This window comes from Bradyrhizobium centrolobii (genome assembly GCF_001641635.1).
Classification (GTDB): domain Bacteria; phylum Pseudomonadota; class Alphaproteobacteria; order Rhizobiales; family Xanthobacteraceae; genus Bradyrhizobium; species Bradyrhizobium centrolobii.
Window position 1 is genome coordinate 215,018 of the sequence record NZ_LUUB01000125.1, and the last position, 11,589, is coordinate 226,606.

An 11,589-nucleotide genomic window follows, 5' to 3' on the forward strand; every position below is an offset into this window, starting at 1 on the left:
CGCCTGCGCCTTACGCGCTTGATCCTGGCGCACTGAAAGACATGCGCTTGCGATTGCAGGAAGCGCCCGCAGCATCATCGCCCTCGCGCATCGCGATTGCACAAAAACCCTATGCAGCAAGTATTTTTCTGCATTCACGCTTCGCGCACGATCGTCGCGATGATGCATGCTGCGACTCGCTCGAAGGCGCGCGGAAAGCGCCGCGCGGACTCTGAGTCGCGACTTTTGGCAACGAAAATATTTTCATGCTTAACGGCGCTAGCGCTCGCCGTAGCGCGCCTGAGGCCGACTTTTGCGCGAATCGAAGATCGCGATTCGGTTGGGCTTGAAGGATGCGATCGAGGCGATGGTCGCTGTCGTCACGTGCGCGAGACGGATGCGCGAAGGCTCAATCGCGGTGACGGCGTGCGCCGTCACCGCGACATCTCAGACGCCAAGCTTGGACTTTAGCAGATCATTGACGGCTTGGGGATTGGCCTTGCCACCGGATGACTTCATCACCTGACCGACGAACCAGCCGAGCGCCTGCGGCTTGTCCTTGACCTGTGCGACCTTGTCGGGATTGGCCGCGATGATGTCGTCCACCACCTTCTCGATCGCCGAGAGGTCGGTGACCTGCTTCATGCCGCGGCTTTCGACGAGCGCGCGAGGATCGCCGCCCTCCTGCCAGACGATCTCGAACAGATCCTTGGCGATCTTGCCGGAGATCGTGCCCTCGCCGATCAGGTCGACGATCGCGGCAAGCTGCTCGGACGTGACGGGAGAGCCCGCAATGTCCCCGCCTTCCTTGTTGAGACGGCCGAACAGCTCGTTGATCACCCAGTTGGCAGCCACCTTGCCGTCGCGAGCGCGGTTGGCGAGCCTGTCCAGCACAGTCTCGTAGAACACCGCGCTCTCGCGCTCGGCGACCAGCACACTCGCATCGTAGGCGGAGAGACCGAAGTCGGCGACGAAGCGCGCCTTCTTCTGGTCCGGCAGTTCAGGAAGCTCTGCTTTCAGCAGGTCGACGAAGCTTTGCGAGAACTCGAGCGGCAGGAGATCGGGATCGGGGAAGTAGCGGTAGTCGTGCGCCTCTTCCTTGGACCGCATCGAGCGCGTCTCACCCTTGTTCGGGTCGTAGAGCCGCGTCTCCTGCTCGATCTCGCCGCCATCCTCGAGGATCTCGATCTGGCGCCGCGCCTCATACTCGATCGCCTGCCCAATGAAGTTGATCGAGTTCATGTTCTTGATCTCGCAGCGGGTGCCGAGCGGCCCGCCGGGCTTGCGCACCGAGACGTTGACGTCGGCGCGCAGGTTGCCCTTCTCCATGTCGCCGTCGCAGGTGCCGAGATAGCGCAGGATCGAGCGCAGCTTGGTGACATAGGCCTTGGCCTGCTCGGCATCGCGGATGTCGGGCTTGGAGACGATCTCCATGAGCGCCACGCCGCAGCGATTGAAGTCGACATAGGACATGGTCGGCGACTGGTCGTGCAATAACTTGCCGGCGTCCTGCTCCAGATGCAGCCGCTCGATGCCGACGGTTGCGGTGCGGCCGCCGTCGAGCTCGAGCGTGACTTCGCCCTCGCCCACGATCGGCGACTTGTACTGGCTGATCTGGTAGCCCTGTGGCGAGTCCGGATAGAAATAGTTTTTCCGGTCGAACACCGAACGCAGATTGATTTTTGCGTTCAGCCCCAGGCCAGTCCGGACAGCCTGCCTGACGCATTCCTCGTTGATGACGGGAAGCATGCCGGGCATCGCCGCGTCGACGAGGGAGACATGCGTGTTCGGCTCGCCGCCGAACGCGGTGGAGGCACCGGAGAACAGCTTTGAGTTCGAGGTGACCTGGGCATGGATCTCCATGCCGATGACCATCTCCCAGTCGCCGGTGGCGCCCTTGAGAAGCTTGTGCGTGGCCGTGCTCATGTCTTGCTCCCGAGCAGCGTGGCAGCGATCCGCTCCCACTCCGCCTGCAATGAATCCTTCGCCGCCGGCTGGCCCGCCTGACGGTACCAGTAGCCGGCATTGCCGAGATCGCCTTCGACGCGATGCAAGTAGGCGTGCACCCACGCCGCCTCGCGGCTGTCGTCGTCCTGGACGATCTTGTGCGCTTGGTCCCAGTCGCCCTTGGCGGCCCACCAGAGGCCGGCCAGCGGCGCGCTGAGATCCGGCGCAGGCGCAGCGCCATCAAGGCTGGCGATGTACGCCGCCATCGTCACCACCACCTCACGGGCGTGAAGCGGCCGGCCGCCTGCTCGATCACCTCGCCGAGCGAGAACAGCGTCCCCTCGTCGAAAGGCCGGCCGATCAGTTGCAGGCCGAGCGGCAATCCTTGCGCGTCCTTGCCCGCGGGCACGGCGATGCCGGGCAGTCCCGCCATGTTCACGGTGACCGTGAAGATGTCGTTCAAGTACATCTCGACCGGGTCGGCGCCGCCCTTCTCGCCGATGCCGAAGGCGGCCGACGGCGTAGCGGGAGTGAGGATCGCGTCGACGCCCTTGGCGAAGCAGTCCTCAAAGTCCTTCTTGATCAGCGTACGTACTTTTTGCGCGCGCAGGTAATAGGCGTCGTAGTAGCCGGCCGACAGCACGTAGGTGCCGATCATGACGCGCCGCTTCACTTCGGCGCCAAAACCTTCGGCGCGGGTGTTCTCGTACATCTCGATGATGTTCCTGCCCTGCTCCCGCAGGCCGTACCGCACGCCGTCATAGCGCGCGAGATTGGACGAGGCCTCCGCTGGCGCCACGATGTAATAGGCCGGCAGCGCATACTTCGTGTGCGGCAGCGACACCTCGACCAGCTCGGCGCCGGCGCTCCTGAGCCAGGCTGCGCCCTCGCTCCAGAGCTTTTCGATCTCGGCCGGCATGCCGTCGAGCCGATACTCCTTGGGGATGCCGATCTTCATGCCCTTCACGGACTTGCCAATCGAAGCCTCGTAATCCGGCACGGCGATGTCGACGGACGTCGTGTCCTTCGGGTCGTGACCGGCCATCGAGCGGAGGAGTATCGCGGCATCGCGGACGCTGCGCGCGATCGGGCCGGCCTGGTCGAGCGAGGACGCAAAGGCGACGACGCCCCAGCGCGAGCAGCGGCCATAGGTCGGCTTGATGCCGACGGTCGCGGTGAAGGCCGCCGGCTGGCGGATCGAGCCGCCGGTGTCGGTCGCAGTCGCGCCCATACAGAGCAGCGCCGCCACGGCCGAGGCCGAGCCGCCGGAGGAGCCGCCCGGCACCAGCGTGGTGTTCGAGCCGTCGCGCCGCCAGGGATTGCCGACGGGACCGAAGCACGAGGTCTCATTCGACGAGCCCATCGCGAACTCGTCATTGTTGAGCTTGCCGAGCATCACGGCGCCGTCGCGCCAGAGCTGCGACGTGATCGTGGACTCATAGGTCGGCACGAAATTGCCGAGGATTTTTGAGCACGCCGTGGTGCGCACGCCCTTGGTCGCGAACAGATCCTTGATCCCGAGCGGGATGCCGGCGAGCGGGCCGGCATCGCCCTTGGCGATCTCAGCGTCGGCCTCGCGCGCCATGGCGCGCGCCTGGTCGGGCGTCTCCATGACGAAGGCATTGAGCACGCGCGCGGCTTCCATTGCGGAGAGATGCGCGTCCGTCAGCTCGAGTGACGTGAAAGTCTTGGCCGCGAGGCCCTTGCGGGCCTCGGCGAGCGTCAGCGATGTCAAATCGGTCATTTATTGATCGGGCTACAGAAGAACGGAGACAGGGTCTTGTCGTTGGCCGGGTCGTCTTTCTCGGCGGAAGCTTTCGCCGCCGCCTCGAGCTCGTCGAGCACGGCATTGACGGCCACGTTGGGATCGGCAGCCTTGCCCTGCCGCTCCATCTTGTCGAGATAGTTCATGTAGGCCTGGTAGGCCTTCTCATCGTCGCATAGCAGGCACATCGGACTATGTCCTGAATTGAGATAGTTACTCGACGACCTTCGGCACCAGGAAGAAGTGACCTTCGGTCGCCGGCGCATTGGCAACGATATCGTCGGCGATCTCGCCGTCATTGACGACGTCCTGACGCTTCTTCATCTCCATCGGGGTCACCGAGGTCATCGGCTCGACGCCCTCCACATTGACCTCCGAGAGCTGCTCGACAAAGGCGAGCATGGCGTTGAGCTCGCCCTGCAAGTGCGGAACCTCGTCGTCCCCAACGGCAATGCGCGCCAGATGCGCGATGCGGCGGACGGTAGCAGCGTCGACAGACATTATATGGGGCCTCGAACGGCAGAAATCTATTCTGCCGTATAGCAGAGGCCGCTTTTGCGCCGCAACCGCCGCCGGGAACTAGCCGGCCAGTCCGCGCATGCAGGCCAGCGCCGATTTGGCCAGATCCCGGGTCAGTTCGGCCGCGGGCGCCTCACGGCCCATGGCGACCGCCTGGCCGGCCCAGAGATTGGTAAAATCCACCCTGCCCTGCTTTTCGGCAGCCGCCTTCAGCGGCCCCAGCGCGGTCGCCGCGTGGGGAAAGGCGGGTGCATCAGCACAAATCGGGCCGGCCTCTCGCATCAGGCGGTTCTGCACGCCGCGCGCCGGGCGGCCGGTCATCACATTGGTGATGACGGTGGAATCGTCGCGCGCCTCGGCGAGCGCCTTGCGGCCTCCGGCAGTGACCTTGGATTCCGGACACCGCAGATAGGCGCTTCCGACCTGCACGCCGGCCGCGCCGAGCGCGAAGGCCGCGGCAATGCCGCGCCCATCGGCAATGCCGCCGCAGGCGATCACCGGCACCTTCACGGCATCGACGACCTGCGGCACCAGCGCGAAGGTGCCGGGCTGCTCGGCGATCTTGTCCGTCAGGAACATGCCGCGATGACCGCCTGCCTCCGCGCCTTGCGCGATCACCGCATCGACGCCGTGCTGTTCGAGCCAGACCGCTTCCTTCACCGTCGTGGCCGACGAGATGACGATGCATCCGGCCGCCTTCACGCGCTTGAGCAGCGGCTCGTCCGGCAGCCCGAAATGGAAGCTGACGATCTCCGGCTTCAACTCCTCGACGACTTCGCAAAAAGCGGCGTCGAACGGCGCGCGGTTCGCGGCATTGATGGGCGCGGCAGGATCCAACCCATGCTCATCGTAGTAGCCCGCGAGGCGCTGCTTCCAGCGCGCCTCGGCCTCGGCCGTGAGTTCGACCGGCGTGTGGCAAAAGAAGTTCATGTTCACCGGCGCAGCGACCCGCTGACGGATGATGCCAACCTGCTCCCGCGCCTTCTCCGCCGACAGCATCGCGCAGGGCAATGAGCCCAGCGCGCCGCCTTGCGCGGCCGCAATCACCAGCTCCGCATCCATCACGCCGGCCATCGGCGCCAGCACGATCGGGAATTCGGTCTTGAAGAGTTCGATCAGTCGACGGTCAGGCCACATGGGTATTCTCTCGTGTGTTCGCTCTTACCCTCTCCCCTGGGAGAGGGTGGCGCCGAAGGCGCCGGGTGAGGGGTTTGTATCCGCGGAGACAGACCCCTCATCCGGCGCGGATTGCATCCGCGCCACCTTCTCCCACAAGGGGAGAAGGAAACGCCCCTATCGCCGAATTGCGCCGGCCGGCAACAAGCTGCTCCGCCTCGCTCGCGATCCGCTCGACGATCTCGGCGGCGGGCGGAATATCATGGATCAGGCCAACAGCTTCGCCGGCAAAGACGGCCGCAATCTCGAAATTGCCCGCGGCTCTCGCCGCAGCGTACTCCACGGCGACCTCGCCCGCTCTTTGCATGAGTTCGATCTCGCGGCCGGTCCAGCGCCTGATATGGTCGTTGACCAGCGTGCGCGCGGTGAATGGGGCGGGCCAGAGCAGGTTCCGCGACCAGTCGACGATGACACCACGCACCGTCTCATTGCCGTTCGCCGCGCGAATGCGCTGCTTCGCCTCCTCCGCGCCATTGGCCTCGACGCTCGCATAGAAGCGCGTCCCGATCAGCACGCCGGACGCGCCCAGCATCATCATCGCTGCTAAGCCTCGACCATCCGCGATTCCGCCGGCCGCAACGACCGGCACGCGCCCGGCCGCGAGATCGACGATCGCGGGTACGATGTCGACGGTGGTGCGCGATGCGCCATGGCCGCCGGCTTCGGTGCCCTGCGCGATCAGGATCTCCGCACCGGCATCGAGCGCCTGCTTCGCCATGTCCTCGCTCTGCACCTGGCAGATCAATCGCGCACCGCGCGCCTTGATGCGCGGCGCAAACGGTGCCGGATCGCCGAATGACAGCATGATGGCCTGCGGCGCGGCGTCGAGCGCAATGTCGAGAAGCTCGGGCTGCTTGGCGAGGCTCCAGGTGATGAAGCCGATACCGAACGGTGCAAAGCCCTTCAGCTCGTTGGTCTCGGCCTCCAGCCGGGCGCGGTCGCCGTAGCCGCCACCCAGGATGCCGAAGCCGCCGGCATTGCTGACGACCCGTGTCAGCCGACTGCCCGCGATCGTATCCATCGGCGCAGACAGGATCGGATGCTTGATCCCGAGAAGCTCCGTCAGCGGCGTAGCAATCGGCATGGATCCTCTCACTCTGGACAGGAAGATAGGGCGCGAATAGCATTCTCGAAAATTGAATTCTTGTGAACGCTACCATCTCAAAATTGAAACGACGCCATGGAACTCAGCGATATCAAGACCTTTGCCGCGGTGGCCCGCGCCGGCGGCATCACCCGCGCCGCCGACGAGCTCAACACCGTGCAGTCGAACGTCACCCAGCGGATCAAGGCGCTGGAGGCCGAGATCGGCACGCCGCTGTTCGAGCGGCACAGCCGCGGCATGACGCTGACCGCCGCCGGCAAACGGCTCTTGCCCTACGCGCAGAAGATGACGGCGTTGTCGCACGAGGCAGTGTTCGCCGCGCGCGACGATGGCGAGCCGAAGGGACCGCTGGCGATCGGGTCGATGGAGACCACCGCCGCCGTGCGGCTGCCGCCGCTGCTTGCCGATTTTCACCGCCGCTTCCCTGCCGTGCGGCTGACGTTGCGCACGGCAACCACCGCCGACCTCGTCGCCGCCGTGCTTGATGGCGCGCTTGACGGCGCCTTTGTCGCCGGACCGATCGAGCACGCCGATCTTGTGGCCGTCAGCGCATTCCGCGAAGAGCTTGTGCTGATCAGCGCGCGGCGCTGGACGTCGCTGAAGGAGCTCCGCGCCGGCACGCCGGAGTCGGGGCCGACGGCGCTGGTGTTCCGCACCGGCTGCACCTATCGGCAGCGGCTGGAGCAGATCTTCGTCGAGTTCGGCTGGCCGTCCGCGGCGCGCTTCGAGCTCGGCACGCTCGACGGCATGATCGGCTGCGTCGCCGTCGACATGGGCGTGACGCTGCTGCCGCGCGCAGTCGTCGAACGCAGTGCGATGATTGGCAACGTGTCGATCCATGCGCTGAACCCGGCTCACGCCCGCGTCGAGACGCTCTTCATCCAGCGCCGCAGCGGACATCAATACAGCGCGCTCAGCGGCTTCGTGTCCTGCCTGAAGAAAGAAGACGATGTCATCGCAGCCTGACGCGACACAACGTTCCACGGTGCGAAATTCTGCAACACAAATCTGTCGCGTTTGAAATCAATCAACGCCGCCGGCAGTGGCGGGTGCGTTCGGCCGTCGCAGCGCAGCACCTCAAAAAGCTTTGAAGCGCGCGACCATTCTACGTTAGGATGTGTGACTGGCCAGCGCAAAACCATAACGAACGAGAACATCGGGAGGACTATCGATGCGCAATACGCTCGTGTTGTGCTGCGTCGTCGCGTTGTCGGCGACGATCGGAACGGCAAGCGCACAGGACTGGACCAAATCGAAATGGGGACCGAACGATGAGATCGGAGCCGCGAACTACATGACGCCGGAGCTTGTGGTGAAGGCCGCGTCCCTGGTGAAGACCGGGAAAACCTATCCGCTCGGCATCCCCGTCGACTCCAAGACACCGGCCTATCCGCCGCGCACCTTCAAGATCACCGTGGTGCAGCCTGGACAGGCGGGCAGCCCCGGCATCGGGCCGAACAAGGCTACCTATAACGACGATATCCTCGACACCTGGGTTGGCATCGGCAGCCAGCTCGACGGCCTCGGCCATCTCGGCATCGAGCACGTCTACTACAACGGCAACAAGCTCGCCGATTTTGCCGATCCGAACGGGCTGAAGAAGCTCGGCATCGAGAAGGTGCCGCCGATGGTCACCCGCGGCGTGCTGCTCGACATGGCCGCCTACTACAACACCGACGTGGTCAAGGAAGGCACCGCCTTCAACGTCAAGGAGATCGAGGAGGTCGCCAAGAAGCAGGGCGTCGAGATCCGCCAGGGCGACGTCGTCATCTTCCACACTGGCTGGCTGAGCCTGATCGGCAAGGACGACAAGCGCTATTCGGCCGGCGAGCCCGGTCTCGGCGTCGAGGGCGCAAAGTACCTGACCAGCAAGGGCGTCGTCGCGATCGGCGCCGACACCTGGGCGCTGGAGGTGCTGCCCTTCGAGTCCAAGAACGTGTTCGAGGTGCATCAGATCCTGCTCGCCATGAACGGGACCTACATCCTCGAGAACATGGATACGGCCGCGCTTGCTCGGGACAAGGGGTATGAATTCCTGTTCGTGCTCGGACAGCCGCGCTGGACGGGAGGCGTGCAGGCGATGATCAACCCGATCGCGATCCGCTGATCGGCAGCTCTCGACCCCGGGCGAGAATCCGACTGCCGTCCGGCTGGTGCCCTCGCCCGACCTTCCCATCACTCCGGCCTGAGATGCCATCGCCGCAATGCGACGATGGCCCAGATCGCCTCGACGAGGCCAAACGGCCAGGCGCCTTGCAGGAAGCCATAGGACGAGCCGAGCGCACAGGATGCGGCGAACAGCAGCACGAACCAATGGCTGCGATCCTCCAAGGCGTAAGTGACCAGCATCGCAGTCACGGCAAACAGGCCGAATAGCGTCAGCGCATCCATTGTTCTCGGTTCACTCCACCGCGCAACGCATGCTATGCGCTAACGCCATGCCGGCTCCTATCCTACCCCTGGTCGATGTTGCAACCCACTGGCCCCCGCGCGGTGCGCTGATCGGGCTCGATCTCGGCACCAAGACCATCGGCGTCGCCGTGTCCGATCCGGACCGACGGCTCGCGACCGGCGTCGAGACCATCCAGCGCAAGGCGTTCAAGCAGGATGCCGCCCGCCTGCTTGCGATCGCGGCGGAGCGCAAGGCGGTCGGCTTCGTGCTCGGGCTTCCCATCAACATGGACGGCAGCGAGGGCCCGCGCGCGCAATCGACCCGCGCCTTCGCCCGCAACCTTGCTGGCCTCACAGAGCTGCCGATTGGGTTGTGGGACGAGCGCCTGTCGACGGCAGCGGTCGAGCGCGAGCTGATCGGCATGGATGTCAGCCGCGCCAAGCGCGCCGAGGTCATCGACGAGCACGCCGCGATCTTCATCCTGCAAGGCGCGCTCGACCGCCTCGCCAATTTGCGACAAGCCTGATCCGGGAAGCAGCGACATGGCATCGCCGGCGAGAGCTAGGGGTTCGATCGTCGCGGCCATCGGCGCTCTCCTCGTTACTTCTGTCGCTCTCGGGGCGATTGCGCCGGTTTCCTTTGCCGCGGATGATCATGCCATGTCGGATCTCAAGGGCACGTGGTCCGGAACGTTCAATCAGTTTTCCCACGACATCAACGGCAGCTTTCCCGTCAAGCTCACCATCGACGCGATCTCGGGCAATGAATTCACAGGCACGATGGAGTGGCCCACGTTCGATGATACCCGAACCAGGGTGAAGGGGATGGTCGATGGCGGGCTGATCAAATGGACCGAAACCGAGTATCTCAGGGGCGACGATGCCGTTCTCGGAGGCCTGTATGTCGCGCACTTCGAGGCGGACAACAGAATTGCCGGCGACTGGATGGATCCGAAGCACACCATCACCCCGAAGGGGCCTCGCTACGGGACGCGCGGGGCCGACTTCGTTCTGAAAAAGGAATAGGCGCCTGCCATGACCGTCGTGATCGCGGCGCTTCTGCCGGTCTTCATCCTCATCGTGCTCGGCGTCGTGCTCAAGCGCACGCTGATGCAGCTCGACACGCAATGGCACGGGCTGGAGCGGCTGACCTATTTCGTGCTGTTTCCGATGCTCCTGATCCAGACGCTGGTGAAGGCCGACCTCTCCAGGGTGCCGGTCGCAGGCGTCGGCGGCGCGCTGCTGCTGTCGGTGCTCGCGATGTCGCTGCTGTGCCTCGCGCTGCGCCCTGCCCTGGCGCGGCTCGACATCGATGGCCCCGCCTTCTCCTCGATCTTCCAGGGCGCGACGCGCTGGCAGACCTATGTGGCACTGTCCGTCTCCGCCAACATGTTCGGTGATGTCGGGCTGGCGCTCGCCTCCGTCGCGATGGTCGCGATCATCCCAATGGTCAACGTCTTCAGCGTCGCGGTGCTCGCGCAATATGCCGCGCCGGAGAAGCGCTCGGTGCGGGCCATCGTCATGACGGTGGCAAGCAATCCGCTGATCTGGGCCTGTGCGATCGGGCTGTTTATCAACATCGTCCACCTGCCGCTGCCAAAGATCTGGCACGATGTAGCGGATGCGCTGAGCCGCTCCTCGCTCGCCATCGGCCTGCTCGTCACCGGCGCCGGCCTGCATCTCGAAGGCCTGCTCCGCCCCAGCGTGAGCGCAACGATCGGCGTGCTCTTCAAGCTGGTGCTGATGCCCGTGCTCGCGCTGGTGCTCGCCGCCTGGTTCGGTCTGTCCGGCGATAGCCTCGCGATCGTCGCGATCTGCGCGGCGGTGCCGACCTCGCCCAGCGCCTACGTACTGGCCCGCCAGATGGGTGGCGATGCGCCGCTGCTGGCGCAGATCATCACGCTGCAGACGATTTTGGCGGCGGTGACGATGCCGATCACGATCGCGCTGGTGGCGAACGCGCGCTAGATGTGGAGCCTCAACAGGTTGTTCCTGTTTAGAGCGAGTCTGCTGATGGGTGGCACGGAACCGATACTGCCATGAGGCCGATGCCAATTGTAGCGGTGAAGCCACCTCGGCAGCTCGTCGGCTCGTTCTTTTGAGGTGTTGTAGGCGCGGGCATAGGCCCACTCGCGCAGGCTGGTCTGGATAAAGCGTTCAGCCTTGCCGTTGGTCTTGGGCGTGTAGGGCCTGGTGCGGATGTGCTTCAGGCCGAGACGTCTGCAGGCTTTGCGGAAGGCAAAGGATTTGTAGCAAGAGCCGTTGTCGGTCATGACCCGCTCGACCTTGATGCCCAGGCTGGCGTAGTAGGCGATCGCTGCCTTGAGGAAAGACACGGCACAGCTCCTTCGCTCGCTCTTCATGACCTTGCTGAAGGCGATGCGGGAGGCATCGTCGATACAGACGTGGACGTATTCCCAGCCAGGTCCTTCACCGCGGGCACGCAGGCTGCTCTGGCCAGTTCGATCACCGGTGATGCGATGGCCTACACGGTTGAACTTGCCGAGCTTTTTGATGTCGATGTGGATCAACTCCCCGGGATGTTCGCGTTCATAGCGCCGCACCAGCTCGGCTGGCTCCAGGTCGCGCAACCGGTTCAATCCCAACCGTTGCAGGATGCGGCTGACGGTCGCCGGAGAGATCCCGACCTCGGCCGCAATCTGCTGGCCGGTGTGGCGCTGCCGGCGCAACACCTCGACCGCAGCGC

General features: G+C 64.8%; 14 protein-coding genes. 5 read left to right on the forward strand and 9 right to left on the reverse strand.

Annotated features, from left to right (window positions below; genetic code table 11):
• Window positions 1–426: 426 nt before the first annotated feature.
• The 7 genes from gatB to AYJ54_RS45320 all read right to left on the reverse strand — a co-directional run bounded on the left by gatB (window position 427) and on the right by AYJ54_RS45320 (window position 6,470).
• Window positions 427–1,905 (reverse strand): Asp-tRNA(Asn)/Glu-tRNA(Gln) amidotransferase subunit GatB, encoded by a 1,479-nt coding sequence (gatB, locus tag AYJ54_RS45290; protein WP_063708945.1) that lies wholly within the window; start codon window positions 1,903–1,905, stop codon window positions 427–429.
• Complete coding sequence (locus tag AYJ54_RS45295; protein WP_245329337.1) at window positions 1,902–2,192, reverse strand: hypothetical protein; 291 nt, start codon at window positions 2,190–2,192, stop codon at window positions 1,902–1,904. The genes gatB and AYJ54_RS45295 overlap by 4 nt, the downstream gene beginning before the upstream one ends.
• 2 nt (window positions 2,193–2,194) lie before the next feature.
• The gene (gene gatA, locus AYJ54_RS45300) at window positions 2,195–3,670 is read right to left on the reverse strand and encodes an Asp-tRNA(Asn)/Glu-tRNA(Gln) amidotransferase subunit GatA (RefSeq protein WP_063708946.1); all 1,476 of its coding nucleotides are present in this window, start codon (window positions 3,668–3,670) and stop codon (window positions 2,195–2,197) included.
• Window positions 3,667–3,879: a hypothetical protein gene (locus AYJ54_RS45305; protein ID WP_063708947.1), complete on the reverse strand. Its 213-nt coding sequence runs from the start codon at window positions 3,877–3,879 to the stop codon at window positions 3,667–3,669. Before AYJ54_RS45305 ends, gatA begins: the two co-directional genes overlap by 4 nt.
• A 25-nt stretch (window positions 3,880–3,904) precedes the next feature.
• Complete coding sequence (gene gatC, locus AYJ54_RS45310; protein ID WP_063708948.1) at window positions 3,905–4,192, reverse strand: Asp-tRNA(Asn)/Glu-tRNA(Gln) amidotransferase subunit GatC; 288 nt, start codon at window positions 4,190–4,192, stop codon at window positions 3,905–3,907.
• Window positions 4,193–4,270: 78 nt separating this feature from the next.
• The gene (locus AYJ54_RS45315; RefSeq protein WP_063708949.1) at window positions 4,271–5,347 is read right to left on the reverse strand and encodes an NAD(P)H-dependent flavin oxidoreductase; all 1,077 of its coding nucleotides are present in this window, start codon (window positions 5,345–5,347) and stop codon (window positions 4,271–4,273) included.
• A 97-nt stretch (window positions 5,348–5,444) separates the two neighbouring features.
• Complete coding sequence (locus tag AYJ54_RS45320) at window positions 5,445–6,470, reverse strand: NAD(P)H-dependent flavin oxidoreductase (RefSeq protein WP_063708950.1); 1,026 nt, start codon at window positions 6,468–6,470, stop codon at window positions 5,445–5,447.
• Window positions 6,471–6,566: 96 nt separating this feature from the next.
• Between AYJ54_RS45320 and AYJ54_RS45325 the strand changes: the two genes are divergently transcribed.
• Both AYJ54_RS45325 and AYJ54_RS45330 read left to right on the forward strand, forming a co-directional pair.
• Window positions 6,567–7,457, forward strand: a complete 891-nt coding sequence (locus AYJ54_RS45325) for a LysR family transcriptional regulator (RefSeq protein WP_063708951.1) — start codon at window positions 6,567–6,569, stop codon at window positions 7,455–7,457.
• A gap of 205 nt (window positions 7,458–7,662) precedes the next feature.
• On the forward strand, window positions 7,663–8,598 hold the full coding sequence (locus AYJ54_RS45330) for a cyclase family protein (RefSeq protein ID WP_063708952.1): 936 nt from the start codon (window positions 7,663–7,665) through the stop codon (window positions 8,596–8,598).
• Window positions 8,599–8,666: 68 nt separating this feature from the next.
• Here the strand turns inward: AYJ54_RS45330 and AYJ54_RS45335 are convergent, their stop codons facing one another.
• The gene (locus AYJ54_RS45335) at window positions 8,667–8,882 is read right to left on the reverse strand and encodes a hypothetical protein (protein ID WP_063708953.1); all 216 of its coding nucleotides are present in this window, start codon (window positions 8,880–8,882) and stop codon (window positions 8,667–8,669) included.
• Window positions 8,883–8,929: 47 nt separating this feature from the next.
• On the opposite strand from AYJ54_RS45335, the gene ruvX reads away from it, so the two are divergent.
• The 3 genes from ruvX to AYJ54_RS45350 are packed head-to-tail and all read left to right on the forward strand — an operon-like array spanning window position 8,930 to window position 10,850.
• The gene (gene ruvX, locus AYJ54_RS45340) at window positions 8,930–9,409 is read left to right on the forward strand and encodes a Holliday junction resolvase RuvX (RefSeq protein ID WP_063708954.1); all 480 of its coding nucleotides are present in this window, start codon (window positions 8,930–8,932) and stop codon (window positions 9,407–9,409) included.
• A gap of 16 nt (window positions 9,410–9,425) precedes the next feature.
• Window positions 9,426–9,908 carry a hypothetical protein gene (locus AYJ54_RS45345; protein ID WP_136624376.1) on the forward strand — a complete coding sequence of 161 codons (483 nt, stop codon included), beginning with the start codon at window positions 9,426–9,428 and terminating at the stop codon, window positions 9,906–9,908.
• A gap of 9 nt (window positions 9,909–9,917) precedes the next feature.
• Window positions 9,918–10,850: an AEC family transporter gene (locus AYJ54_RS45350; RefSeq protein ID WP_063708956.1), complete on the forward strand. Its 933-nt coding sequence runs from the start codon at window positions 9,918–9,920 to the stop codon at window positions 10,848–10,850.
• On the opposite strand, the gene AYJ54_RS45355 is transcribed toward AYJ54_RS45350, so the two are convergent.
• On the reverse strand, window positions 10,847–11,589 hold a 743-nt coding region (locus AYJ54_RS45355), incomplete at its 5' end, for an IS481 family transposase (protein ID WP_063696775.1). The genes AYJ54_RS45350 and AYJ54_RS45355 overlap by 4 nt on opposite strands.

Coding starts and splice junctions, on each gene's coding strand:
- AYJ54_RS45295 (WP_245329337.1), bottom strand. CDS start 2,192: ATGGCGGCGTACATCGCCAGCCTTGATGGCGCTGCGCCTGCGCCGGAT.
- AYJ54_RS45345 (WP_136624376.1), top strand. CDS start 9,426: ATGGCATCGCCGGCGAGAGCTAGGGGTTCGATCGTCGCGGCCATCGGC.
- AYJ54_RS45325 (WP_063708951.1), top strand. CDS start 6,567: ATGGAACTCAGCGATATCAAGACCTTTGCCGCGGTGGCCCGCGCCGGC.
- gatC (WP_063708948.1), bottom strand. CDS start 4,192: ATGTCTGTCGACGCTGCTACCGTCCGCCGCATCGCGCATCTGGCGCGC.
- ruvX (WP_063708954.1), top strand. CDS start 8,930: ATGCCGGCTCCTATCCTACCCCTGGTCGATGTTGCAACCCACTGGCCC.
- AYJ54_RS45350 (WP_063708956.1), top strand. CDS start 9,918: ATGACCGTCGTGATCGCGGCGCTTCTGCCGGTCTTCATCCTCATCGTG.
- AYJ54_RS45335 (WP_063708953.1), bottom strand. CDS start 8,882: ATGGATGCGCTGACGCTATTCGGCCTGTTTGCCGTGACTGCGATGCTG.
- AYJ54_RS45320 (WP_063708950.1), bottom strand. CDS start 6,470: ATGCCGATTGCTACGCCGCTGACGGAGCTTCTCGGGATCAAGCATCCG.
- AYJ54_RS45305 (WP_063708947.1), bottom strand. CDS start 3,879: ATGTGCCTGCTATGCGACGATGAGAAGGCCTACCAGGCCTACATGAAC.
- gatB (WP_063708945.1), bottom strand. CDS start 1,905: ATGAGCACGGCCACGCACAAGCTTCTCAAGGGCGCCACCGGCGACTGG.
- AYJ54_RS45330 (WP_063708952.1), top strand. CDS start 7,663: ATGCGCAATACGCTCGTGTTGTGCTGCGTCGTCGCGTTGTCGGCGACG.
- AYJ54_RS45315 (WP_063708949.1), bottom strand. CDS start 5,347: ATGTGGCCTGACCGTCGACTGATCGAACTCTTCAAGACCGAATTCCCG.
- gatA (WP_063708946.1), bottom strand. CDS start 3,670: ATGACCGATTTGACATCGCTGACGCTCGCCGAGGCCCGCAAGGGCCTC.